The organism is Amycolatopsis sp. NBC_00438 (assembly GCF_036026695.1).
In the GTDB taxonomy this organism is placed as follows: Bacteria; Actinomycetota; Actinomycetes; order Mycobacteriales; family Pseudonocardiaceae; genus Amycolatopsis.
Genome location: NZ_CP107923.1, coordinates 2,008,030 through 2,032,445 on the forward strand (window position 1 = coordinate 2,008,030; position 24,416 = coordinate 2,032,445).

The 24,416-nt window shown below is 71.5% G+C and carries 18 protein-coding genes and 1 riboswitch; of the genes, 11 read left to right on the forward strand and 7 right to left on the reverse strand.

All coding sequences use genetic code 11. The annotated features are described in order from the left end of the window. Nucleotides 1-194: 194 nt before the first annotated feature. Nucleotides 195-875, forward strand: a complete 681-nt coding sequence (locus OG494_RS09625) for a DUF4232 domain-containing protein (RefSeq protein ID WP_328454048.1) — start codon at nucleotides 195-197, stop codon at nucleotides 873-875. 13 nt (nucleotides 876-888) lie between these two features. On the opposite strand, the gene OG494_RS09630 is transcribed toward OG494_RS09625, so the two are convergent. Then, entirely contained in the window at nucleotides 889-1,617 is a 729-nt protein-coding gene (locus tag OG494_RS09630) for a S1 family peptidase (RefSeq protein WP_328454050.1), read from the reverse strand. Between the two features lie 650 nt (nucleotides 1,618-2,267). Here OG494_RS09630 and OG494_RS09635 point away from each other — a divergent pair. After that, the gene (locus OG494_RS09635) at nucleotides 2,268-3,056 is read left to right on the forward strand and encodes a hypothetical protein (RefSeq protein ID WP_328454052.1); all 789 of its coding nucleotides are present in this window, start codon (nucleotides 2,268-2,270) and stop codon (nucleotides 3,054-3,056) included. 143 nt (nucleotides 3,057-3,199) lie between these two features. Continuing rightward, a complete protein-coding gene (locus OG494_RS09640) occupies nucleotides 3,200-3,388 on the forward strand; it encodes a hypothetical protein (RefSeq protein WP_328454054.1) in 189 nt (62 codons plus the stop codon). A gap of 159 nt (nucleotides 3,389-3,547) precedes the next feature. Here the strand turns inward: OG494_RS09640 and OG494_RS09645 are convergent, their stop codons facing one another. From OG494_RS09645 to OG494_RS09660, 4 genes are all read right to left on the reverse strand, one after another. Next, complete coding sequence (locus tag OG494_RS09645; RefSeq protein ID WP_328454056.1) at nucleotides 3,548-4,942, reverse strand: hypothetical protein; 1,395 nt, start codon at nucleotides 4,940-4,942, stop codon at nucleotides 3,548-3,550. Beyond that, nucleotides 4,939-5,274 carry a hypothetical protein gene (locus OG494_RS09650; RefSeq protein WP_328454058.1) on the reverse strand — a complete coding sequence of 112 codons (336 nt, stop codon included), beginning with the start codon at nucleotides 5,272-5,274 and terminating at the stop codon, nucleotides 4,939-4,941. Before OG494_RS09650 ends, OG494_RS09645 begins: the two co-directional genes overlap by 4 nt. A gap of 15 nt (nucleotides 5,275-5,289) precedes the next feature. Beyond that, nucleotides 5,290-5,865: a YbaB/EbfC family nucleoid-associated protein gene (locus tag OG494_RS09655; RefSeq protein ID WP_328454060.1), complete on the reverse strand. Its 576-nt coding sequence runs from the start codon at nucleotides 5,863-5,865 to the stop codon at nucleotides 5,290-5,292. A gap of 178 nt (nucleotides 5,866-6,043) precedes the next feature. Continuing rightward, a complete protein-coding gene (locus tag OG494_RS09660) occupies nucleotides 6,044-6,796 on the reverse strand; it encodes an IclR family transcriptional regulator (protein WP_328454062.1) in 753 nt (250 codons plus the stop codon). Between the two features lie 78 nt (nucleotides 6,797-6,874). Between OG494_RS09660 and asnB the strand changes: the two genes are divergently transcribed. After that, nucleotides 6,875-8,398, forward strand: a complete 1,524-nt coding sequence (gene asnB / locus OG494_RS09665) for an asparagine synthase (glutamine-hydrolyzing) (RefSeq protein ID WP_328454064.1) — start codon at nucleotides 6,875-6,877, stop codon at nucleotides 8,396-8,398. A 123-nt stretch (nucleotides 8,399-8,521) separates the two neighbouring features. Here asnB and OG494_RS09670 read toward each other — a convergent pair whose 3' ends face one another. Next, entirely contained in the window at nucleotides 8,522-10,012 is a 1,491-nt protein-coding gene (locus OG494_RS09670) for a right-handed parallel beta-helix repeat-containing protein (protein WP_328454066.1), read from the reverse strand. A gap of 895 nt (nucleotides 10,013-10,907) precedes the next feature. After that, a riboswitch (cobalamin riboswitch) is annotated at nucleotides 10,908-11,144 on the forward strand. Nucleotides 11,145-11,260: 116 nt separating this feature from the next. Between OG494_RS09670 and metE the strand changes: the two genes are divergently transcribed. The 6 genes from metE (at nucleotide 11,261) to OG494_RS09700 (ending at nucleotide 20,558) form a co-directional block, all read left to right on the forward strand. Next, nucleotides 11,261-13,600 carry a 5-methyltetrahydropteroyltriglutamate--homocysteine S-methyltransferase gene (gene metE, locus OG494_RS09675; RefSeq protein WP_328454068.1) on the forward strand — a complete coding sequence of 780 codons (2,340 nt, stop codon included), beginning with the start codon at nucleotides 11,261-11,263 and terminating at the stop codon, nucleotides 13,598-13,600. Between the two features lie 71 nt (nucleotides 13,601-13,671). Beyond that, nucleotides 13,672-14,547, forward strand: coding sequence for a methylenetetrahydrofolate reductase [NAD(P)H] (gene metF, locus OG494_RS09680; RefSeq protein WP_328458909.1), 876 nt, complete (start codon nucleotides 13,672-13,674; stop codon nucleotides 14,545-14,547). Nucleotides 14,548-14,825: 278 nt separating this feature from the next. Next, nucleotides 14,826-15,620: a maleylpyruvate isomerase family mycothiol-dependent enzyme gene (locus OG494_RS09685; protein WP_328454070.1), complete on the forward strand. Its 795-nt coding sequence runs from the start codon at nucleotides 14,826-14,828 to the stop codon at nucleotides 15,618-15,620. 399 nt (nucleotides 15,621-16,019) lie between these two features. Then, nucleotides 16,020-16,475 carry a peptidase inhibitor family I36 protein gene (locus OG494_RS09690; RefSeq protein ID WP_328454072.1) on the forward strand — a complete coding sequence of 152 codons (456 nt, stop codon included), beginning with the start codon at nucleotides 16,020-16,022 and terminating at the stop codon, nucleotides 16,473-16,475. Nucleotides 16,476-16,816: 341 nt separating this feature from the next. Further along, on the forward strand, nucleotides 16,817-19,834 hold the full coding sequence (locus tag OG494_RS09695; protein ID WP_328454074.1) for a DEAD/DEAH box helicase: 3,018 nt from the start codon (nucleotides 16,817-16,819) through the stop codon (nucleotides 19,832-19,834). Further along, nucleotides 19,827-20,558: an SWIM zinc finger family protein gene (locus OG494_RS09700; protein WP_328454076.1), complete on the forward strand. Its 732-nt coding sequence runs from the start codon at nucleotides 19,827-19,829 to the stop codon at nucleotides 20,556-20,558. Before OG494_RS09695 ends, OG494_RS09700 begins: the two co-directional genes overlap by 8 nt. A 47-nt stretch (nucleotides 20,559-20,605) precedes the next feature. On the opposite strand, the gene ligD is transcribed toward OG494_RS09700, so the two are convergent. Further along, entirely contained in the window at nucleotides 20,606-22,621 is a 2,016-nt protein-coding gene (ligD, locus tag OG494_RS09705; protein WP_328454078.1) for a DNA ligase D, read from the reverse strand. A 231-nt stretch (nucleotides 22,622-22,852) separates the two neighbouring features. Here ligD and OG494_RS09710 point away from each other — a divergent pair, with 231 nt between their 5' ends. After that, nucleotides 22,853-24,400, forward strand: a complete 1,548-nt coding sequence (locus OG494_RS09710) for an alkaline phosphatase D family protein (protein WP_328454080.1) — start codon at nucleotides 22,853-22,855, stop codon at nucleotides 24,398-24,400. Nucleotides 24,401-24,416 lie beyond the last annotated feature (16 nt).

Sequence of the window (24,416 nt, forward strand, 5' to 3'; positions counted from 1 at the left end):
GACCGGCAGGCATTTTCCGGCCCGGGATAACGAACGTCCGCGGTGACGCTGGACTGCAAGTTGCATTCGGCAAATGGCATTCGGGAAGGTTCATGCGTTATGACAAGCTTCACAGCGGCAGAACGACGGGTGTGACCCACGCATCCACCGGTTGTTGCCGAGGGAGGCCCGGCAGCACGGGGAAGGGAACAGCAGTGGGGAACGCAGCGAACGCCCGCGTCGCGCGGGTGGCCGTGCTCGTGGGCGCGGTCCTGGTGACGGTCACCGCGTGCAACCGTGAAGACACGAAGGCGGCGAACGCGGCGCCGTCGACCAACGCCGTGGTGACCGGGGTGGCGTCGACCGCGACGAGTGCGCCGCCGCCGCTGACGTCGGCGCCGGTGCCCAAGCCCACCGCGGCGCCGGGGAGCACCACCTCGAACCCCGGTCAGCTGTTGCGGTGCACGGCGGGTGAGCTCGCCGTCAAGCTGGGCACGCCGGCGCAGGTCGAGCAGGGCCAGCTCGACGTGCCGCTGGTGTTCACCAACACCGGCACCCGGCCGTGCAAGCTCTACGGCGTCCCGGGCGTCGACCTGCGCGGCCCGGCAGACCCGAACGGCCCGGTGTACTCCCTGCCCCGCGTCGACGACGGCGACAAGGACGTCACGGCGGCGCCGGGCGAGTCCGCGAACGCGCACCTGATCGTCCTGACCCACACCGATGGTTCGGTGGGCAGCAACGGCTCCGGCGAGTGGGTGCCCACGCAGCTGGTCACGACGCCGCCGGGGCAGACGATCCCGCTGACCCTGACCTGGCCCGCGGGGGTTTCGGTCCTCCGGCAGGACAGCGCCACCCACCCGGGTTCCTCGGTGCACGGCTTGACCGTCCACGCCTGACCCGCCGGGCGCCTCAGCCGCCGACGATCCGCCGGATCCAGGCCGCCTGCCCGAAAACGTCGCCCGCGCCCGCGATGGTGGCGCGGTCGGAGGTGTCGAAGACGCCGACGAGGGTGTCGGCCGTGGACCCGGTGCCCATGACGGGGCCGCCGGAGTCGCCACCCGCGGGGATGCCGGTGACGCCGGTGGTGCAGAAGTCGCTCCCGCCCGGGACGGCGAAACCCGCGCAACGCCGGTCCCGGGTGGGCAGGACCCGCAGGTCCGACTGCTTCAGCACGTCCGACTGGCAGGCGTTCTCGTCGCCCTGGCAGGTGGCGCCCCAGCCGTACTGCCGCACGATCCGGCCGGGGCGCACCGGGCCCGAGCCGGGCAGCTTCGCCGGCGTGACGTCCATCGGCGGCACCTTGATCAGCATCATGTCGGCGTCCGCGCTGCCCTGCCTGCTGCCGGGCACCGGGTGGACCGGGGTGCCGCGCCGCTGGTCCAGGCGGCCCACCCGGAACTCGATCCGCGCGTCGGCGATCGCCTCGGCCTGTTCGAAGAAGCAGTGCGACGCGCTGATGACCCAATCGCGGCTGATCGCGGTCCCGGTGCACTCACCCCGGCCGTCGACGAGCATCCGCACCGCCCACGGGGCGTGGGTGCTGACGGAGCCCCCGATCACCGCGGACGCGCCGGGAGCCGCCACGATCGTGGCCGGCACGACCAGCGCCAGCAGGACGGCAACGCGGGGCAACCTCATGCGGGAACCTTCCGTTCTCGCCTCGGACCTGGTGCCGGGGCACGGTTCCAGGACTACCGCACGGCGACCGTGATCACCGAGGGGACAACGCTACGGTGTGAACGAGCTTCACGCCGCCGTGGCAACCGCAACCCGGAAGACCGGTGGAAATCACGCCGCCGCGGTTGGGGTGCGGCCGGATCGCTCCCGGCGAGCCGGCCTGCCGGTTTCGTGTCCGAATTGCAAACTTTGCTTTTCCCGTCAAATTTTCGATCATCCCCGTAGGTGCTGGCGAGTCCCCTTGCGGGCCATCGGGATGGTGACGGTCCGGGTGGGGACCACGTCCGCAGCCGATTCGTCCGCAGACTGTCCACAGTGGCCGGTGCGGGGCGGGATCTCGGGATCCACCCCGAGGTCGTCAAGCTGGTGGCCGCGGGGGTGCTCACCGATAGCCGAGTTGATCTCCGGTTGCCGTCATCGGTCGGCGTAGTGTTCTGTTACAGAATGAATCCATTGCCGCACCGCAATCACTGGATCGAGTGATTTCGCAGCGTCGCCGGTCGTTCGCGGACAGTTCACCCGTACCGTTGACAAATACGTTCGCCCGTCCGGTTGAAAGATCATGGACGGGTTTGATCCGGGCTCCACCAACCGAGGCGGCGAGCTGCGGAATGGAAGCGGACAGTCCGCTCGAGTGGGACCTGTCCGAGCTGCAAGGGGCGACGATCGTCCAGTTGTCGGGCGTTCTGGACGTCCGCACGTACGGGGTGCTGCGGGACGTGCTGCTCAAGTGCGCGGCCGACCAGCCCCGCGCGGTGATCGTCGACCTCGATGCGCTCGAGATCACCCAGGACCATCTGACCAGTGTGTTCGTCGCGGTGTGGCTGCGCGTCTCGCAGTGGTCGACGGTGGCGGTGGTCGTGGTGCCCGGGCCGGCGCACGAAGCCCTGTCGCGCCACGGGCCGATGCGGCGCTTCATCAGGGTCCAGCCGTCCGTGCTCGCCGCCCTGGACACCTTGGGGGACCCGCCGCCGCGCCACCGGACCGAGCTCTGGCTGCCGTCGTCCTCTCTCAGCGTGCCCGCGGTGACCCCGTTCGTCGCCGACATCTGCCACAACTGGGGCATCGGCGAGCTGACGGCGCCGGCCACCACGGTGGCCGGCGAGCTGGTGGCGAACGCCGCCGAGCACGCACGTTCGCCGGCGCGCCTGCGGCTGGAGCTGCGCCTGGGCAGGCTCACGGTGGCCGTTTCCGACGACGACGCGCGACGGGTGCCGCTTCCGCCGGTCGGACGGAAGGAACCGGCGCCGCGCAGCGGGCTTCCGCTGGTCACGCACCTCGCGCACGCCGCGGGCTGGTCGCCGAAGCAGTCCGGCGGCAAGGTCGTCTGGGCCGTACTCCGGCCGCCGCGCGCGCGACCCGCGGGGAACGACGCCGACAGCTCTCCCGAGCCGAATTGAGGAACTCCGTCCCGGCAAGCGCCGCCATTCGGTCCGCGAAGTCGCTTTCGCTGTAACGCCAAGGGCCTTCGGGACTCCGCGCTGTCGCGGGGTGACGACGCCATCGGGCGTGAAGGGAATGTGCGCGGACGCAGATCTCCGAGGTGCTGGCCGACGACCGGATCGTCGTCGCAGGGGTGCTCGACTTCTGGATCAAGGTCGCCGGTGAGGTGCTCGACCCCGAGCCCCGGAGGCAGCTCAAGTACACCGATCGCGACTACGTGATCCGCGAGACCGGGTCCATGGCCGACGGCCTGCGCTCCTCGTCGTCGAACAAGGACTCAGCACGCTGAGCGGTCTGCCGCGGCTGGTCGTGAGTGGTTAGGGCGGTTCTAACCGCCCTAACCACTCACGACCGCTTGCGGCGCGGGCCAGGTCACGGTGATCGTGGCGAGCGGCTGGGCCGTCCGCGTCGAGGCACCTGACGCTCAAGGACTGATCGTGGCGCGGTGCTACTGCGGCTGCTGTTCTTTCTTGTCTTCCTCGGCCCAGGCGGCCTCCGCCTGCATCTGGATGTCGGTGAGGCCGCGGTCGACCTGCACGATGTCCTTGCCCGCCCACCCCACGAAATTCTTCGAGCTCTTGGCGTCCGAGAGCGCTTTCAGCATCGGGTAGTAGTCCGGGGCCTTCTTCTTCAGCCAGTCGTCGACGAACTTCATCTTGCTGTAGCTGTCCCCGAACTTGGTCTTCAGCCAGTCCTCGTGCTTCTTGATCGTCGAGATGTCCTGATCGCTCAGCTTCGACTTCGGCGACGGCGGCTTGGGCGCGGGCGGCGGGTCCGCGGGCTTCGGCAGCGGGCGCGAGAAGTTCGGCGTGGTGCCGTCGCCCGGGGGCCGCGTGGTGGGTGTGGCGCCGCCTCCGGGCGGGCCGTCGTGCGTGACCGCGGTGCCCGGGGGCGGCAGCGGCCGCGAGAAGTTGGGGGTCGTGCCGTCACCCGGGGGCCGGGTGCTGGGTGTGGCGCCACCCGGCACGGGCGGGCCGTCGTGGGTGACCGCCGTGCCCGGCGGTTTCGGCAGGGGCCGGGAGAAGTTCGGGACGCCGCCGCCGGTGGGCGGCAGGTTGCTCAGCTCGTGGCCCGCGTTCGAGGCGCCCGCCTTCGGCTTGACCAGCTTCGAGAGCTGGGTGAGCCGGGCCAGCGTGCGCCCGGCGTAGGCGACGACCTTGGCGAGCTTGGCCATCATCGCGGCCACCTGCACCGAGACCGTGGCGACGCACTTGGTCACCCCGACGGCGATCGACGCCCCGAAGGTGGGGATGGCGAGCGCGAGCGCGATCAGCATCGTGGAGATGATGTCGCCGAGGATCGTCGTGATGATGTCGCGCAGCAACGAGCGGACGGCGCCGATCAGGGCCCCGGTGGTCTCGACCATGTAGCCGGCGACGTCGGACGCCTTGGCGTTCGCGTCGATCCAGCCCTTCCGCTCGTTGATCGACTTCAGGAAGCTGTCGTAGCCCTTGCCCTCCCACTGCGTGATCGTCGCCTTGAGCGTGTCGTCGAGCGAGGTACCGGTGTTGCGCAGCGACTCGCCGATCTTGTGCAGCTCGTTGGCGATCTTCGTGACCTCCGCGGGGTTGCCCGCGACCTGGTCCAGTGGCCACTTCAGGAACGAGACGTGCTCGATCAGCCAGCCCAGGCCCGCCGCGATCAGCTTCGCCAGCGGGTCCATGACGAACGCGACCGTGTCGAGCGCGGCGCTGATGACGTTGATGCCCAGCTCGACGCTGACCGCCGCGAGGTCGCCGCCGTGCTCGGTCTGGACCTTGCCGATCGAGTCGCCCACCTGCTTCCAGCTGTCGAAGACACCGGCGCCGGTCGTGGAGTTCGACGCGGTGATGGGAACGGTCACTTGCCCAGCTCCGTTTCGAAGGTGCTCAAACCCTGCGCCGTGTTCGCGTCGTGGGTCGAGTACACGTCGGCGGCCTTCTTCACGTCGTCGGCGGACTTGGCGATGTCCCCGACGAGCTTGGTGATCTCGCCGGTGATCACCCCCATCGTGATCCGTGAGGGCACGGCCAGCACCTGCGCGAGCAGGACGCCGAACGCGGCGTTGTCGAACCCGTTGGCGGCCTGCATCCGGTTCGCGGCGTCCTGCACCGCGGGCTGGGTGGTGCCCGACAGGAACTGGCTGAACTTCTGCAGCTCGGCCGGGTCGACCGAGAAACCTGCTCCGGAAACCACTGGATCTCCTCCGTACTACCAGGGGTTGCTCTCGCCGTCGTCCTCGTCCGGCGCGGGCCGGGGACGACGGCGTGGCTGACCGTGCTGCTGTTGCTGGGGGTTCGGCGGCGGCGACGGGGGCGGTGGGCCCGGCGGCCGCTGGCGCGGCGGGGGCGGCGGGGATGGGGGCCGGTCGTCGGCCTCCGGCATGAACTTGGCGCCGCCCGGAGGCGTCCCCTCGGCCGGTTCGGGTTCCGGCAGGAACTCCGTCAGCAGTTCACGGGCGGCCGAGTTCTCGCCGACCATGCCGCTGAACGCGTCCGCGACCTCGGCCGAGACCTTCTGCTGGGCGCGGCCGATCAGCTGCATCACCAGGCTGGACAGGGCTTGCGGGGGACGCTCGTACGCGCGGGGGCCGAACCGGAGCTCCTGCAGGACGCCGCTCGGGCCGACGGTCACCGAGACCGCCCCGTCCGGTGCCTGCACGGTGGCGACGGCGGCCCGGAGCCGTTCCTGGGCCGCCGCGGCCTTGGCCTGGAGTTCCTCGAGCTCGCCGCTGAAGTCGGCCAGCGGATCGCCGGCGCCGCCGCCGGGGGGCACGGACTGTGTCAATTTGTCCTCGTCGCGAGAAAGGTGGTGAGCCAGTGAAGTCAATCAGTGGTGTTTTAACTTCAGATGACACGGACAGAGCGGCCAGCTGAACGTGAAGCGGCTCTGTGCGTCGGGCTCGCCGAGGAGATCGGTCGAACGTCCACCGCCGTCCGGCTGGGACGCGGTCGCGCGGGACGGCTCAGTTCCGGGCGCCGGCCGAGAGGTCCGCGGCCGTGGCGGTCACCGCCTGCACGATCCGCTCCAGCCCGTCCGGCGTCAGCCGGAAGCTGGGCACCGACACGTTCACCGCCGCCAGCGGGGTACCGCGGAAGTCGAGCACGGGGGCCGCGACCGCGGTGAGGCCGATCTCGTGCTCCTCCGCCGCGACGACGTGGCCCGCCGCGCGTTCCTGGCGCAGCCGCCTGAGGACGGCGGCGACCGTCCGCGGGGCGCGGCGGGTGCCGGGCAGCGGGCCCGGCCGGGTCGTCAGCAAGGTGGTGATCTCGGCGTCGGCCAGCCCGAACAGCAGGGCCCGCCCGCTGGACGTGCAGTTCAGCGGGGTGCCCCGGCCGATCCACTCGCGGGCCTGGACACTGCGCCCGGCCTGCTCGCTCAGCACGGTCAGGGCGGCGTCCCCCTCCCGGACGGTCAGGTACGCCGCCTCGCCCAGCTCGTGGACCAGTGCGCGCAACGCCCGGGGCGCGTCCTGGCGGAGCCGGTCGTCGCCGGCCGCGCCGGCCAGGGCGTAGAGCTGCCAGCCGAGGCGGTACTCCAGCGACTTCGGGTCCCGCTCGACGAAACCCTCCTGGAGCAGCACCTTCAGCGTCCGCGAGATCTGGGTCTTCTCGGCGTCCAGGGCTTCGGCGACCGCTTGGACCCCCAACGGGCCGGATCCGAGCGCCCGCACCACATCGAGGGCCCGGTGCACGCTGGTCAGACTGTCGTTCGCCATCGGCAAAGTGTCTGGCCGCCGTGCGCGGAGCGCAACTGCGGTTGTCCTGGACGCACGGGCCGACCTAGCGTCGGGGTCATGTGCGGAATAGTCGCGTGCTACACCCCGTCCCCGGAGGCGATCACCTCCGACGTCGTGGCCACCGGCCGGACCATGCTCGCCCGGCTGGCCCACCGCGGTCCCGACGACACCGGACAGGCCCGGGTCGGCGAGCGCGCCTGGCTCGGGCACAACCGGTTGTCGATCGTCGGTCCCGCCAACGGACGGCAGCCGCTCGGCGAACCCGGGCCGTGGTCGCTGGTCTGCAACGGGGAGATCTACAACGACGCCGACCTGCGGGAAAGCCTGCCCGGCCACCACTTCACGACGGCGTCGGACAGCGAGTCGGCGCTCGCGTTGCTGACCGCCGGGGGACCGCGGGCCCTCGACCGGCTGGACGGGATGTGGGCGCTGTGCGCGGCGACCCCGGACGGGCGGTTCGTCGCGGCCCGCGACCGCCTCGGCATCAAGCCCCTCTACTGGGCGCGGGCCGACGGCCGGTACTACTTCGCGTCCGAGATGCGCGCTTTCCCGGTCACCGTCCAGCACGCGGTGGAGATGTTCCCGCCCGGCTGCTGGTGGACGCCGGAAGACGGCCTGGTCCGGTTCGCGACGGCCGTCACCTTCGCCCCGGTCCAGGACGGCGTCACCGCGGCGGAACTGGAGAACCGGACGCGCGCCGTGCTCGTCGACTCGGTCCGCCGGCACCTGATGGCGGACGTCGAGGTCGGCGTTTTCCTTTCCGGCGGGCTGGATTCCAGCATCGTCGCCGCGGTTGCCGCGGCCGAGTACGCCCGCGAAGGCCGGCGGCTGAAGACGTTCGCCGTCGGGGTCGACGGGTCCGCCGACCTGCTCGCGGCCCGTGAGGTGGCGGAGTTCCTCGGTACGGAGCACCGGGAAACGGTCTTCGACGCGGCGCAGGCCGTGGCCGCGCTCGACGACGTCGTCGCTTCCGTCGAGTCGTTCGACGCCGGCCTGATCCGCAGCGCGGTGCCGAACTGGTTCCTCGCCGAGCTGGCTTCACACCACGTCAAGGCGGTGCTGACCGGCGAAGGCGCGGACGAACTCTTCGCCGGTTACAGCTATTACCACGAGGAGCACCACGACCCGGCGGCGCTGCGCCGCGAGCTGCGGCGCACCATCGAGCAGCTGCACGGCCTCAACCTCCAGCGCTGCGACCGCGTCACGATGGCGCACGGGCTCGAGGCCCGCGTGCCCTTCCTGGACTCCCGGGTGGTCGCTCACGCGATGTCCCTGCCGGACGCGGTGAAGTCCCTCGAAGCGGACGGCCTCGAGAAGGGCCACCTGCGCCGCGCGTTCACCGGCCGGCTCCCCGAGCGGCTGCTGTGGCGGCCGAAGCTGGAGTTCGGCACCGGCAGCGGCGCCGCGGACCTGCTGACCCCGTACTGGAACCGGCACATCGGCGACGCCGAACTGGCCGAACGGCGCGACCCGGCCACGGCGTTGCGGTCCAAAGAGGAACTCGCCTACTACCGCGCGTTCCGCCGGGCCCTGCCGGAAGTCCGGCCGGCCGCGGTGCTGACGCGCTTCGCCGTCGCCTGAGCCGGGAGCGCCGGACGCCGCCACCGCCCGGCTAAGCGTTCCTCGCCCGCGGGACCGCGTGACGGCGGTCGGCGCGGGCCGGCACCGGGAAGACCCGCTTCCCAGTGCCGGTTCACCACCGGGTCAGCAGGGCCCGGCGACGCCGTCGAAGGAGGCGCAGTCGTCCTGGTCCCAGGGCGTCGACTGCCACTGTTGCGCGGTGAGCGTGCGCGAGGTGTCGCCGGCGACGAAGGTCCACGGGCCGTAGTAGGCGTTGCTGAACCAGTAGTTGCCCTGGTCGTGCGTGATCGCGTCCTGCACCACGGTGCCGTGGTAGGGCGACCAGTCCGGGTAGGTGCCGTAGTTGGCCAGCAACGCCATCCGGCCGCACAAGCCGCTGGTGCAGCCGATGTGGGCGGGGTCGAACCGGAACGTGTTGTCGTGCACCTCGACGAACTGCGTCTTCCACCGGCAGTCGTCGTAGAGCGGCCGGGTGGCGATCGCGGGGGCCGAGCACGACGTCCGGTCGGCGACCAGCTTGGTGCAGGTGTTGCTGGAGGTGTTGGCGGGGCTGTTGCAGAACCGGTCGGAGTTCTCCCACGCGGTGATGCCGGACCAGTTGTCCTCGAACGTGTTGTCGTAGATGTCGATCAGGTGGGTCCGGGCCGGCACCCGCCGGTCGCCGCCCGATTCCGACAGGTACACGCTGGCGACGGGGAAGTTGTCGCCGCGATCGGCCTTGCGCTTGCCGGAAACGAGGGCGTTGCGCCGCAGGGTGTTGTCGCGGAAGACGAGGTTGTAGCTGATCTCGTAGAACAGGCCCTCGGCCTCGTTGCCTTCGATCAGGTTGCGTTCGATGAGGAAGTCGTTGTTGTTGGTGTCGGCCCACAAACCGGCGCCGTGGTTGTCGTGGACCCAGTTCCCGCGGATGTCGGCCCGGTTGACCGCCCAGAACTTGATCCCGCCGCTGCACCCGCAGCCGGGTACGCGGGTTTCCCAGTCGTCGGTGTTGTTCCCGGCGATTTCGTTGCTTTCGACCACCAGCCCGGTGATCGTGTTGTCCGACCGGTAGGCGTTCATGCCGTACTGCCCGTTGTTCCGCAGGCAGCTGTGCCGCACCACCTGCCGGGCGCCGGCCATCAGCCCGGCGCCGGCGTTGTTCTGCACCGTGCTGTTCTCGATGGTCCAGTGTTCCCCGGAATCGTGGTTGACGACGCCCTGGTCCTGCGGCGGGACGAAGTTCTGCACGGTCAGGCCGCGGATGACGACGTCCTTGGCCTGCTGGGTGAACGCCGCCAGGTTGATCCGCTGCCCGTCGAGCACCGCGCCGGGGGCGCCGAGGTACACGTCCCCGTCTTTCGGGATGACCTGGCCGAACGGATCGGAGGCGAGCGTGTGCGTGCCCGGCGCGAGCCAGAAGGTCGTACCGGGCGGCGAATCCTGCGTCTTGTGGTACAGATCCGCGGTCACCGCCGGATCGATCACGACCGCGCCGGGTGGCGCGGTCGTGTTGGCGACCGGCTGGTGGTCGCACACCGGCCCCGGCGTGGGCAGCTTCGCGGCGGTGGCGGCGACGGGGGGAATCACCAGGACGGCCAGAACGGCGGCGGCGAAAACGGAAACGATGCGCGACATGCGGACGAACCTACGGAGTACGGCCCGAAATAAGCATAGACCACCCGTGTTGACTTCGCCTCTTTCGAGTGTACGAAGTGGTGGAATTCGCCGTGATCAACTAACGTCGATTCAGGCAAGGCGCAGATAAAATGCGGTGGAAATCGGCATGAACCGCCCTTGGCGGGTGTTGTCCGGCCTTCCGTGTGGGGAAAAATGCGGTGGCGGAATGGGTTGAGTGCGGAAATAAAACGTGCCCGGGCGGGAAATGGGTCGAGGCAAGCGCGCCGCCGCCGCAGACCGGGCCCTTGTGACCGGGTGCGGCTCGGTGGATCGGGTGGCAGCCGCGGCCCTCCGTGGCCGATCCGCTCTCGGCCGGTGGTTCGGCGGGCAGCGCGAGGTGCCTCTGTGGGGCGGATCACCGAAACGGATCTTGCGGCCCCCGGCGACGTCCTCGCTCCCGACCATGCTTCTCGGCATGGCCACCGGCCGCGCCGGGCAGGTCGTCGGCCCGCACTTCTCTCGGCGATCCGCATGGTCGGGTCCGGGTTCGCGTCGGACGCCGACGCCTGGCTGAAGAAAGCGCTTACCGGCGGTGCACGATCGTGGGCTTCGGCCACCACGTGCACAAGAAGGAGACTCCCGCGTCTCGACGACGCGTCTGGTCGTGCAGGAAGCCGCCGGACCGCGCGACGGCCACGAACTGCTGGACTGTACGAATCTCTCGTGCGTGTCATGTACGCGGGGAAGGGCCGGCACCCGTTTCACGCCGATCTTCGTGGCCGCGCCGATCACCGGCCGGACCGCCCACATCATGGAACAGCTCGCGGGCGCCAGCCTGAACCGCCCGTGGAGCACCTGCCGCGGCGCACGGTCGCCGGACGGAAGAATCGAGGAAAACCCGAGCGCGACGCGCTACAGTGGCGACGCAGCTGGTTCGGGATCCGCGCGCACGATCGCGGTGACCGAGGCAAGAGGGAACCCGGTGCGAATCCGGGACTGCCCCGCAGCGGTGAGTGGGAACGAACGCCGTCAGTCCCTCGAGCAGCAAGCGAGGACAAGCACTGAGCCACCCGGCTTGGGAAGCGACGGTCAGTAGGAAAGAGCCGGACCGCCCACGAGTCCGAAGACCTGCCCGCTGCGCACCCCACGACCGTGGGGTGCTGGCCGCGACCTCGTGGGTGGGTCATCGCCGAGTCCCGACCGGACGCCGGTCGCGGCTTGTCGTGCGCTCCCGCAGGTCCACGTGGACTCGCGAAGGAGAGCCCCGTGACACCCCCGACGACACCCCAGACACCCCAGACACCCCCGGCCAGCCGCGCCACCGTGTACGGCTACCCGCGCCAAGGTGCCGGCCGGCAGCTGAAGAAGGCCGTCGAGTCGTACTGGAAGGGCCGCGTCGACGCCGACGCGCTGCTGGGCACGGCCCGTGACCTGCGGCTGCAGAACCTGGCCGAACTGCGCGGCGCCGGGATCGACGAGATCCCGGGCAACCACTTCTCGTTCTACGACCACGTCCTGGACACCTCGGTCCTGCTCGGCGCCGTCCCGCAGCGCCACGTCGCCGCGGTCCCGGACGCCACGACGCCGGCCGGTGAGCTGGACCGCTACTTCGCGATGGCCCGCGGCACCGCGGACGCGCCGCCGCTGGAGATGACGAAGTGGTTCGACACGAACTACCACTACCTGGTGCCCGAGCTGGGGCCGGACACCACGTTCACGCTGAACGCGGCCAAGCCTCTCGCCGAGTTCGCCGAGGCGCTGGAGCAGGGTGTGACGACCCGGCCGGTGCTCGTCGGCCCGGTCACCTTCCTGCTGCTGGCCAAGGACCCGACCGCCACCGACGGGTTCCGGCCGCTCGACCTGCTCGACCGGATCGTCCCGCTCTACGCCGACCTGCTGCGGCAGCTGCACGAAGCCGGCGCCGAATGGGTCCAGCTCGACGAGCCCGCGCTCGTCACCGACCAGCCGGCGGACGTGCTGGCCGAGGTCGCCGGCACCTACGCCACCCTGGCCGCCGCGACCGCGCGGCCGAAGATCCTGGTCGCGTCCTACTTCGACCGGCTCGGGGACGCGCTGCCGGTGCTGGCCGCCGCCCCGGTCGAGGGCCTGGCGCTGGACTTCACCGGGTCCGCCGCGGCCAACCTCGACGCGCTCGCCGCGGTCGGCGGCATCCGCGACAAGCGGCTGGTCGCCGGGGTGGTCAACGGGCGCAACATCTGGGCCGCGGACCTGACCAAGGCGCTGTCCACCCTGGGCACGCTGCTCGGCCTGGCCGGTTCGGTCGACGTCGCCGCGTCCTGCTCGCTGCTGCACGTGCCGCTGGACGTCACCCTCGAAACCGACCTGGACCCCGAGATCGGCGGGTGGCTGTCGTTCGCGCGGCAGAAGCTCGACGAGATCGTCACGCTGCGCCGCGGCCTGACCGAAGACCGGTCCGTGATCGGCGACGTCCTGCGGGCCAACGCCGGCCGCCTGGCCTCCCGGGCGGCGTCGCCGATCGTGCGGGTGCCCGCCGTCCGGGACCGCGTCGCCGCGGTCACCGACGCCGATCTGCACCGCGTCAACCCCTACGGCAAGCGCCGCCTGGCCCAGGAGGAGCGCCTCCGGCTGCCGGAACTCCCGACCACCACGATCGGCTCGTTCCCGCAGACCACGGAGCTGCGCAAGGCCCGCGCGGCGCTGCGGTCGGGCAACCTCGAGCAGGACGCCTACCGCGAGGCGATGCGCGCCGAGGTCCGCGCGGTCATCACCGAGCAGGAGCGGCTCGGCCTGGACGTGCTGGTGCACGGCGAGCCCGAGCGCAACGACATGGTCCAGTACTTCGGCGAGCAGCTCACCGGGTTCCTGGCCACCCAGCAGGGCTGGGTCCAGTCCTACGGCACCCGCTACGTCCGGCCGCCGCTGATCGTCGGTGACGTGGCCCGGCCCGAGCCGATGACCGTCGAGTGGGCCACCTACGCCCAGAGCCTGACCGAACGGCCGGTCAAGGGCATGCTGACCGGCCCGGTCACCATGCTCGCCTGGTCGTTCGTCCGCGACGACCAGCCCGAAGGCGACACCGCCCGCCAGGTCGCGCTCGCCCTGCGCGACGAAGTCGCCGACCTGGAGAACGCGGGCATCGCGGTCATCCAGGTCGACGAGCCGGCCCTGCGCGAAACCCTGCCGCTGCGCACCGCCGACCGCGCCGCGTACCTGGAGTGGGCCGTCGACTCGTTCCGCCTGGCGACCGCGGGCGTGCGGGACGACACCCAGATCCACACGCACATGTGTTACGCCGAGTTCGGCGACGTCCTGCAGGCCATCGTCGACATGGACGCCGACGTGATCAGCCTGGAGGCGGCCCGCTCGAACATGGCCATCGTCGCCGATCTCGCCCGTGCGGGTTATCCGAACGAGGCCGGCCCCGGCGTCTGGGACATCCACTCGCCGCGGGTGCCGTCGGTCGAGGAGATCGCCGGGCACCTGCGCACCGCCGTCGCGGCGTTCCCGGCCGACCGGCTGTGGGTCAACCCCGACTGCGGTCTCAAGACCCGCGGTTACGCCGAGGTGCGGGCGACCCTGGCGAACCTGGTGGAGGCCACCGGGCAGCTGAGGACGCGCCCGTGACGAGCGGGCAGCTTTCCCCGCGGCGGGCGGTCACCCCGCCCGCCGCGGTTCCCGCGCAGCGATCCGCGCGGCTGCGCACGGTCCGCGATCGCCTGGCCGCCGGCACGCCGGTGCTCTCGCTGGAGTTCATGCCGCCCCGCGAGACCGACAACGCGGAGCGGATCTGGCAGAACGTCCGCAAACTCGAGTCCTTGCACCCGGGCTTTGTGTCGGTCACCTACGGAGCCGGTGGGTCCACCCGGGACAACACCGTCGCGGTGGCCGCGCGGATCGCCCGCGAGACCACGATGCTGCCGGTGGTCCACCTCACCGCGGTCGACCATTCGGTCCGGCAGCTGCGCTCGTTCGTCGGGGCGCTGGCCGACGCCGGGGTCGTGAACGTCCTGGCGTTGCGGGGAGATCCGCCCGGCGACGTCACGGGGGAGTGGGTCCGTCACCCGGAGGGCCTCGACTACGCGAGCGAACTCGTGACGCTGCTGCGTGAGCACGGCGACTTCTGCGTGGGCGTGGCCGCGTTCCCGCACGGGCACCCGCGGTCGGCGAGTGCGGCGGAGGACACGCGGCAGTTCGTGGCGAAGTGCCGGGCGGGCGCGGATTACGCCATCACCCAGATGTTCTTCGACGCCGACGACTACCTGAGGCTGCGGGACCGCGTCGCCGCGGCCGGCTGCGACACGCCGATCATCCCCGCGCTGATGCCGGTCACCACGATGAAGACCATCGCCCGCTCGGAACAGCTGTCCGGCGCGCCGTTCCCGGCGCACCTGGCCGAGCGGTTCGGCGCCCTCGCCGACGATCCGGCGGCGGTCCGGGCGCTCGGCATCGAACAGGCGATCCTGCTCGCGCGGCGGCTGCTCGCCGAAGGCGTCCCCGGCCTGCACTTCATCACGTTCAACTTCGCCAAGGCCACCACGGAAGTCGTCGCCGAGCTCCCGTTTCCCGCGTAACGCCCCGACGCCGCGCCGGATCCGGGTCGACGACGAGCCGGCGCGAGCCGCAGCCATGCCGGAGGCCTCCGGCGGACGGGACCACGACCGCCGGGGGCGACCGCCGGACCGCGACCGGAAAGCCGCGGTGATCGCGGCCCCGGCCGGGCCCGGCCGGAAAGATCGAAATCGTGCGGAGGGGGTTGTCGATCCCGGCTATCGTCGTTCGACGCGTAGCCGAGGGTGCCCGCGGAGGCCGGACGCCCAGTGACCGTTTCACCGACACCGGGGACACTCCCATGACCGAGCTGAACGCGGACACCACCCGGCGCGCGATCGTCGACCACACCCGGCGGCTGGCGGAATCGGCCGCCGCGGCCGGACCGGACGCCGCCGTGCCGACCGCGCCGAAGTGGACCGTCGCGGACCTGGTCGCGCACGTGGGCCAGACCCAGCACTGGGTCGCGGAGATCATCGAACGGCGCATCACCGACCCCACCCAGCTGCCCACGGAGATGGCCGTGCTGCCCGCCGATCCCCGCGAGTGGCCGGCGTGGCTGGCGGAGTCCGGGCAGCGGGTCGCGAGCGCGTGCTCCGACGAAGCGCTGGAGGCGCCGGTGTTCAACGCCGCGGGGGACGGGCGGTCCGGGGGGCGGTTCTGGATGTCCAGCATGCTGAACGAGGCGGTCGTCCACGGCTTCGACGCGGCCGGCGCGGCGAACCGGCCGGCCGAGGTCGAAGCCGACGTCGCCGCCGCGCTCATCGGCAACCTCTTCGCGATGCTCACCTCGCCCACGTGGGAGATGCAGCGGCCCGAGTCCGCGCACGCCATCCGGGGCACCGGCCAGACCCTGCAGTGGCGGGCCACCGACACCGCGGACGGCTGGTTCGTCGAACGGCGGCCGGACGGGGCGACGTGGGAGGCCGGAATCCGGCAGGCCGATGTGACGGTGTCCGGCCCGGCCCGGTCGCTGCTGCAGGTCCTGACCCGCCGGCTCCCGCTCGCCGACCGCGAAACCGCCGGCATCAGCGTCGACGGCGACACCGAGCTTGCCCAGCACTGGCTCGACAACACCGCGCACGCCAGCGACTGACCCCCGGACAGCTCGGATCGACGGGACGTGGGGTCGCCGTCGGCGGTTCGCGGGCTGGTCGAGGCTCGACGAGCCGGCCCACGGCCTCCACGACCGTGGCCCGTCTGGCGGCGTGCTCCCGCGGGCGGACGCCGAGTCCACGCTCGGTCGAGCGCGCGATCAACGGCGTCGAGCTGCCCGGCTACGCGGGGGTGCCGGACTCCGGTGCCTCGGCCGGCCCGCCGACCACCTCGTCGGCCAGGCCGTAGGTCACGCCGGTGCGCGAATAGCCCTGGGCCCGGGGCGCAGAATTGGCGGGCATCATCGCCGGATCGATGCCCTACGCCGATCAGGTGATCATCTTACCGGCCCTAAACCGCGAATGGCTGCCGGGTGTGTGCGAGGGGAAAGGCGCCGACGATGGCGCTGTCGATTCTGGAGGAAACCTTGGGACCGGTCGGAAAGCGTCTTGCCCAGGCACTGCTGGCCGTGGGGGGAGGCATTGCGCTGCTGGCCACGGTCGCACCCGCGGCCAATGCGGCGACGGCCCGCAACGGCGTGTGCGAGGCAGGCGAATTCTGCCTTTACTACGGCTACGGCTTCAGCGGATCAGTGTCGGACTTCAGCGGACGGGTACCGAACTACGGCAGCACGCAGCCGGGTTGTTACGAATTCAAAGGGCCTGGTGAAGGCAAAGGGCAGTGCGTGAAGAACAACGCCAGGTCGGCGAAGAACAAAACCAGCATCTGGGTGGTGAAGGTCTACTTCAACAGCAACTACGGGGGCCGCAACTTCACCTTCAACCCCGGTGGTGAGGGAGATCTGGGCTCGCTCGCCCGCGAGAATGCCTCGCACGATTACGAGCTTGTCAGCTGAGCGGAGATTCCGATCCGGTCGACCGAGCGGACCGGGTGACCGCGTTCTGCCGAAGCGGCGCGTAGGCGACCTGGCGCTCGGGTGATACCGGTCAGGGGCGGGCGGTGCCGAGATCACGAGGAACCGGCCTCCGCCCGCCTCGACGCCGACGGGTGGCCAGCAGGTTTGCCGGGCCGGGGTGAAATGGATCCGGTCCGGCTCGGCCGATCTGACCGCCGACGTCGGCGGACTCGCTCCGACGGTGTCCCGCAGCTGCCTGCTGCCCACGCTGGCGGCGGCCTCCACGGCCGCCGTGCGACGATCTGCGGGGAACCCCGGACCGGACGAAGGAGCCCCCGACCTTGCCCCTGGTGCACGCGCTGTGGTCTCCGGGACGGGGTCTGCTGCTCTGGGCGGAGCACGACCGGGGCCGGGCCGGCACCTCGAGCCGTTCGGTGCGGATCGCGTTGCCGCATCCGTTCGCGGTCTCCAGCGCGCAGCTGACCGCTCTGCATCCCGGCAAGCCCACCTCGGCGACGCTGCTGCTGCCGTCGCGGGCGAATCGGCCGCTGGCCTCCTCCGAGACGGCGGCCGGCGGTAGGCGGAGTGTGCTGTCGTTGCGGCCCTGGTCGGTGCCGGCGTTGATCGTGGACGCCACGGAGCTGGACGACCTCGACGACTCGGCCTCGTACGGCTCTTCGGTCACCTACCTGCGGGCGGTGGCCCGCCTGGCCGCGGACCTGGTGCGGCGTGGGCGGGTGCTGCCGACGCTGGTCCGCCAGGGCGACGCGGCGGAGGCCCGGTGGCGGCCGGTGCTCCAAGGCGTGGATTTTGTCGCGTTCGACGCGCTGGTCGCGGCCATGCCGCCGGTCGGGCGGGCCGAGCAGGTCGCGCCGCTCACCGGGGGCTCGCCGCGCGCGCTCGTCACCGATGCCCTCCACACCCTGATCGACGCGGTGGTCCGGGACCGGCTGGCGCGGGCGGAACCGCCGGTCGACCTGCGCGGGGGACGGGGTGCGGCCGGGGTGTGGCTGGCCGCTTTGCAGGGCGGCGCTCCCCGCGTCGAGCTGCCGCTGGGTGAGCTCGGTGTCCTGGCCGACGCCGTCGCGAAGTGGGACGAGGTCGCCGACACCGACGTCGTCGACGGCCGGGCGTGTTTCCGGCTGGCCGAGGTCGGCACCCTGCGTCAGCCGGACGCGGACGATCCCGACGACCAGACCGGTGACAGCACGAAGTGGCAGCTGCAGTTCCTCCTGCGGGCGACGGCCGATCCGAGCTTGCTGCTCTCGGCGGAGCAGATCTGGTCGGGCGAGGCGCACGGGCTGGTCCGGGACCCGAAGGGGTTGTTCGTCGCCGAACTGGGCCGGGCGGCGCTGGTGGAGCCGGTGCTGGCGCCGGCATTGCGCCGGACCCGGCCGGCCGAGCACGACCTGACCGTCGAGGAAGCCGAACAGTTCCTCACCTCGGGCGCGACCCGGCTGATCGAGGCCGGGTTCGAAGTGCAGCTCCCGGCCACCTGGGACGGCCGGCGCCGGGTCGGGCTCCGGCTCTCCGTCCGCAGCACGCCGTCGGAGCAGGTCGTCGCCCGCAGCCGGGTGGGCCGCGACGAGCTGGCCTCGTTCCGCTGGTCGATCGCGGTGGGCGACGACGAAATCGGCCAGGAAACGCTGGCGAAGCTCGTCGCGGCGAAGACCCCGCTGGTGCGGCTGCGGGGCCGGTGGATCAGCGTCGACGCCGACCGGCTCCGCGCCGGGCTCGAGTTCCTGCGCCGCGACCCGCACCGGCACGCCGAGCCCCCCACCGCGGCCGAGTTGCTGGAGCTCGTCCACCTCACACGGGAGGCGCCGCTCCCGGTCACCGGCGTCAGCGCCGACGGCTGGGTCGGCGACGTCCTGGCCGGGCGGGTCCACCAGGAGTTGCGGCCGGTCGAGCTGCCGCCGTCGTTCCGGGCCACGCTGCGCCCCTACCAGCAGCGGGGTGTCGCCTGGCTGGCCTTCATGGCGGGGCTGGGGCTCGGTGCGTGCCTGGCCGACGACATGGGCCTCGGCAAGACCGTCCAGACGCTGGCGCTCGAGGCGATCGAGCGGGCCGCCGGCGATCGCCGGCCGACGTTGGTGCTGTGCCCGATGTCGCTGGTCGGCATGTGGCAGCGGGAGGCGGCGAACTTCGCCCCGGACCTGCGTGTCCACGCCCACCACGGCAGCGCCCGCGCGCACGGGGACGCGCTCGCCGAGCGGGTCGCCGCGGCCGACCTCGTCGTCACGACCTACGCCACCGCCGCCCGCGACGCCGGCGAACTCGAGACCTTCGCCTGGCGGCGCCTGGTCCTCGACGAAGCGCACGCCATCAAGAACGCCGACACGGCGACGGCCAAGGCGGTGCGGCGATTCCCGGCCGGGCACCGGCTCGCGCTGACCGGCACCCCGGTGGAAAACCGGCTGGCGGACCTGTGGTCGGTGCTGGACCTGCTCAACCCCGGGCTGCTCGGCAGCAGGTTCGAGTTCCGCCAGCGGTTCGCGGCCCCGATCGAGCGCAGCGGCGACACCGCCACGGCCGCCGCGCTGCGCCGGCTCACGCAGCCGTACCTGCTGCGCCGGGTGAAGACGGACCCCGCGATCGTCCCCGAGCTCCCGGAAAAGATCGAAATCCGGCAGGAATACCGGCTCACCCGCGAACAGGGCACGCTCTACAGCGCGATCGTCGACGAGATGATGAAGAAGATCGAGAACAGCCAGGGCATCAAGCGCCGCGGCAACATCCTCGCCGCGATCACGAAGCTCAAGCAGGTCTGCAACCACCCCGCGCACCTGCTGCACGACGGCTCCCCGATGGGGCAGCGCTCCGGCAAGGTCAGCCGACTCGAAGAGGTCCTGGCGGAAATCCTGGCGTCGGGCGACCGGGTGCTGTGCTTCACGCAGTACACCGAATTCGGCCACATGCTGGTGCTCCACCTGGCGGAGCGGCTCGGCGCCGAAGTCGCGTTTTTGCACGGTGGTCTGGCCAAAGGGGCGCGAGACGCGATCGTGGAACGCTTCCAGGCCGGCGACGGGCCGCGGATTCTCCTGCTCTCGCTCAAAGCGGGCGGTTCCGGGCTCACGCTGACCGCCGCCAGCCAGGTCCTGCACCTGGACCGCTGGTGGAACCCGGCCGTGGAGAACCAGGCCACCGACCGGGCGTTCCGGATCGGGCAGGGACGCACCGTCCAGGTCCGCAAGTTCGTCTGCCCGGGCACCATCGAGGACCGCATCGACACCCTGATCACCAGGAAACGCGCGCTCGCCGGCATGGTCGTCGGCGAGGGCGAGAGCCGGTTCACCGAACTGTCCACTGACGCGCTGCGCGGCGTGCTCACCCTGGGGGAGGACGCGATCGATGACTGAACCGCTCCCGTGGTGGCCGACCCGGTTCATCCGGGCGCTGAGCGCGATCGGCGTCCTCCTGCCCGCGAAGGGCCAGGGGCGCGTCGTGTCCTTGGAGGTCGGCGCCGGGCGCGTCGACGCCGAAGTGCAGGACAGCCGCCTTTACCGGGTGCGGATCGGGCTGACGGCGTTCGGGAAAGCGGACTGGGCGGCGATCACCCACGCGCTCGCCGCGCAAGCGTCGGCCACTGTCCAGTTGCTCAGCGGTGAACTGCCCCGGGACGTCGAACAGATCTTCAAGGCCGTCCGGCTGCCGTTGTTCCCGTCGTCGGCGCGGGAGGTGTCACTGGACTGCACCTGCCCGGACGTCGCAGTGCCGTGCGGTCACCTGAACGCCGTGTTCGCCGCGCTCGTGGCGCGGGTCGGCGACGATCCGTTCACCGTCCTCGCATTGCGCGGCCGGAACCGCGAAGCGCTGCTGGAGGAGCTGAAGAACCGGCTCATCGCCGCCGAACCGCTCGATCCCGACGACAGGTCCCCGGCCCTTACCGAAGTCGTGGACACCTTCTTCGACTGCGGTCCGGCCCCGGGCCTGGGCGGCGCGGCGCCGTTGCGCGGACCGCGAACGCCGTTCGACGCGCTCCTGGACCAGGCCCCGCCTTTCACGATCACGGTCGGCGGCGAAGACGTCGCCGAGCTGCTGCGGCCGGTGTACCGGGCGCTCGCCGGAGAGCACGGCCCTTAGCTCCTCGCTGCGCCGGTCTCCGCGGGTCGCGAGCAGTGGCGAGGCCGTTACAGCTGGTGAGGGATGGGTGTTCGGGTGTCGAGGAGGGCAGCGAGCAGGTCGCCGTGGGTTTCGACGCGGTCGAGGACGTCGTCGGCGGTGAAGGTCAGGTGGCTGACGTGCCGGCAGGCGCGGACCTCGTCCCAGGTGACCGGCGTGGAGACGGTGGGGTGGTCCCGGCCGCGCAGGGAATAGGGCGCGACGGTGGTCTTGGCGGGATTGTTCTGGCTCCAGTCGATGAACACGCGGCCGGCGCGCTGGGCCTTGGCCATGACCGCCGTGACGGACTCCGGCGTCGCCCGTGCGAGGTGCTGGGCGAGGCGTTTGGCGTAGCCCGAAGGGGCGGCGGGGTCGTCGGTGCGGATGCCGCAGTAGAGCTGCATGCCTTTGGCGCCGGAGGTTTTCGCGAACGGTGTGAGCCCGTCGTCGAGCAGGAGGTCGTGGAGCCGTTCGGCGACCCGGCAGCAGTCGACGATGGAGGTGCCGGGGCCGGGGTCGAGATCGAACACCAGCCGGTCCGGCGGACGGCGGGTCGCGCCGGGCCCGACAGTCCACTGTGGAACGTGCAGCTCGAGTGCGGCCAGGTTCGCCGCCCACACCAGCGCGGCCAATTCCTCGAGCAGCGCGTAGTCGATCGTGCCTTCGCCGCGTCCGGACCGGGAACCGGTGCTCGGCAACGTCGCGGTCGGCAGCCACGCCGGGGCGCCCTTGGGGGCGTTCTTCTCGAAGAACTGCTGCCCGCCCACGCCGTCGGGGAACCGGATGAACGTCACCGGCCGCCCGGCGAGGTGGGGCAGCAGCACCGGAGCGACGCGGGAGTAGTAGTTGATGACTTCACCCTTGGTGAAGCCGTCCGGGAACAACGGTTTGTCCAGATTGGACAACGTGAGCCGGCGTTTTCCGGCCTGCACGGTGATCTTCGGCCCGAGCGCCACCGGCGGCGCGGGTTCCGGCTTCGGTGACGGTGGGCGCGGTGCCGTCGGCGTCGCGGTCGTGGCGGGGGTGGATCGCGGCGCCACGACGTCGTCGGGTTTCTTGTCGGCCCGCAGGCCCCGCCAGGCGGTGTGGCGGACGCGCCCGGCGCGGGTGAACTGCCGGTAGACGATCTCACCGACGAGGTGCGGCTCGACCCAGCGGGCCCGGACGGTGTCCTCGCGCGGCGGCGTCGTGGCGAAGGGGTGGGTGCGGCGTTCGAGGGGCTGCAGCAGGGTGACGAGGTCGGCGCGGGCGGCCTGGGAGAAGCCGGTGCCGACGTCGCCGATGTAGACGAGGTCGCCGGTTCCGGGGTCGTGGGCGCCGAGCAGGAGGCCGCCGAGGGTGCCGGTGAAGCTGCGCTGGCCGGGGCGCCAGCCGCAGACGATGACCTCCTGGGTCTGGATGAACGGGTGCTTGAGCCAGGAGTCGGGCCGGTGGCCGGGTTGGTAGGCCGAGCTGCGGAGCTTCGCGACGACGCCTTCGTAGCCGGCGTCGGCGGCGTGGGTGAGGAAGTGGGCGGGGGAGCGGTGGTCGGCGTCGAGTTCGGCGAAGGTGACCGCGCGCACGACGGAGACCTTGTAGGGGTCGGGCATCGGCAGGCCGGTCAGCAGGCGGCGGCGCTCGTCGTAGGGCTCGGCGAGCAGGCTGCGCGCACCCAGCTGCAGGAGGTCGAAGGCGAGGAACCGGACGGGGAGGTCGTCGAAGGGTTCGTCGCGGCGCAGGGAGCCCTGGTGCTTGACGTAGCGGCCGCGGCGTTCCTGCATGAGCTCGAAGTCGATCCGGCCGTCTTCGTTGTAGACGACGATCTCGCCGTCGAGCAGGGCGGCCTGGCCGTCGAGGTCGAGGACGCCGGTGACGTCGCGGAACTCGGCGGTGAAGTCGATGTTGTTGCGGCTGGTGAGCACGGTGGTGCCGTCGGGGGCGATGCGCAGGGCGGCGCGGTAGCCGTCGAGCTTGTACTCGTAGGCCCATTCGGGGCCGCTGCGCAGGCGCCCGCCGTCGGCTTTGGCCAGCATCGGCTCGACCCACGCCGGGACGCGAGACACCATGCCGACCTCCGATCGCCGTACCGTGCTCCGACGGTAACCCGTTCGGCCTAGGTTCGCCGGGTTTGCGCAGGTCAAAGCCCCCGACGGGGGACGGTGGTCCCGTCCCGCGCACGGCGCACCTGCCGAAGGTCTGATCCGGACCTTCCGGCGGCGCGCGGGCATGGGGAAACCAGGGGACGTCGTTCATCCGCGCGCAATCAGGCGTTGGCCGCGGCGGGATAGAAACCGCGCATGACCGAACCGACCCACCACTCCCGCCGCTCGTTGCTCAAGGCCGGTCTCACCGGCGCCGCCGCCACACTCGTGCTGCCGTCGACGGCCTTCGCCGCGACACCGCTGGTGCGGGGCGACCGGCCGGTGCTCACCCACGGCGTCCAGTCCGGCGACGTCACGCCCGGCTCGGCGATCGTCTGGTCGCGCGCCGACCGGCCGTCGCGGCTGGTCGTCGAGATCGCGCGCGACCCCTCCTTCCGGCACGCCCGCCGGCTGCCGGGACCGCTCGCCGGGCCCGCCACCGGCGGGACCGGGCAGGTCCGCGTCGCCGGCCTCGCGCCCGGCACCGAGTACCACTACCGCGTCACGGCGGAGTCCCTGGACGGGCGCACCACGAGCGAGCCGCTGACCGGCCGGTTCGCCACCGCGCCGGTGGGCCGCCGCGACACCCGGATCCTGTGGTCGGGCGACGTCGTCGGCCAGAACTGGGGGATCAACCCGGACCTCGGCGGCATGACGATCTTCTCCGCGATGGCCGCGCGCCGCCCGGACGTGTTCCTGCACAGCGGCGACACGGTGTACTCCGACGGCCCGCTGACGGAGACGGTCGCGCTGCCCGGCGGCCGGACGTGGCGCAACGTCGTCACGGCGGAGAAGTCCAAGGTCGCCGAGACCCTGGCGGAGTTCCGCGGCCAGCACGCCTACAACCGGCTCGACGAGAACTTCAAACGGTTCGTCTCCCAGGTGCCCGCCTACGTCCAGTGGGACGACCACGAGGTCTTGAACAACTGGTACCCGGGCAAGATCCTCGACAACCCGGCCTACACCGAGAAGCGCGTCGACGTGCTCGCGCCGCGGGCGTACCAGGCTTTCCACGAGTGGCACCCGATCGACTCGCGCCAGGCCGTCGACGGGCGTGTCCACCGCAGTTTCCGCTACGGCTCGCGTGCCGAGATCTTCGTGCTGGACATGCGGACCTACCGCAACGCGAACACCGCGGACCAGACGAAGCCGGGCTACATCCTCGGTGAGCGGCAGGCCCGCTGGCTGGCCGACGCGCTCGGCCGCAGCACGGCGACGTGGAAGATCGTCCAGGCGGACATGCCGCTGGGCCTGGTCGTCCCGGACGGCACCGCGATCGAGGCGGTGGCGAACAACCTGCCGGGCGCGCCGGGCGGCCGCGAGACGGAGCTGGCGTGGGTGCTGCGGGAGATCCAGCGCCGCAAGGTCCGCAACGTGGTGTGGCTGACGGCGGACGTCCACTACACGGCGGCGCACCACTATTCGCCGGACCGCGCGGCGTTCCAGGACTTCGACCCGTTCTGGGAGTTCGTGTCCGGTCCGCTGAACGCGGGCGCGTTCGGCCCGAACACGCTGGACCCGACGTTCGGCCCGGAGGCGGTGTTCGTCCACGCCCCACCGGTCGCGAACACGGCCCCGATCGACGGTTTCCAGCACTTCGGCGAGCTGAACATCAACGGCGGCAGCGGCGACCTGACGGTGGACCTGCGTGACGCCACGGGGGCGTCGCTGTGGTCGAAGAAGCTGCACCCACAGGGCCGCTGAGCCCGTTCCGGCTACG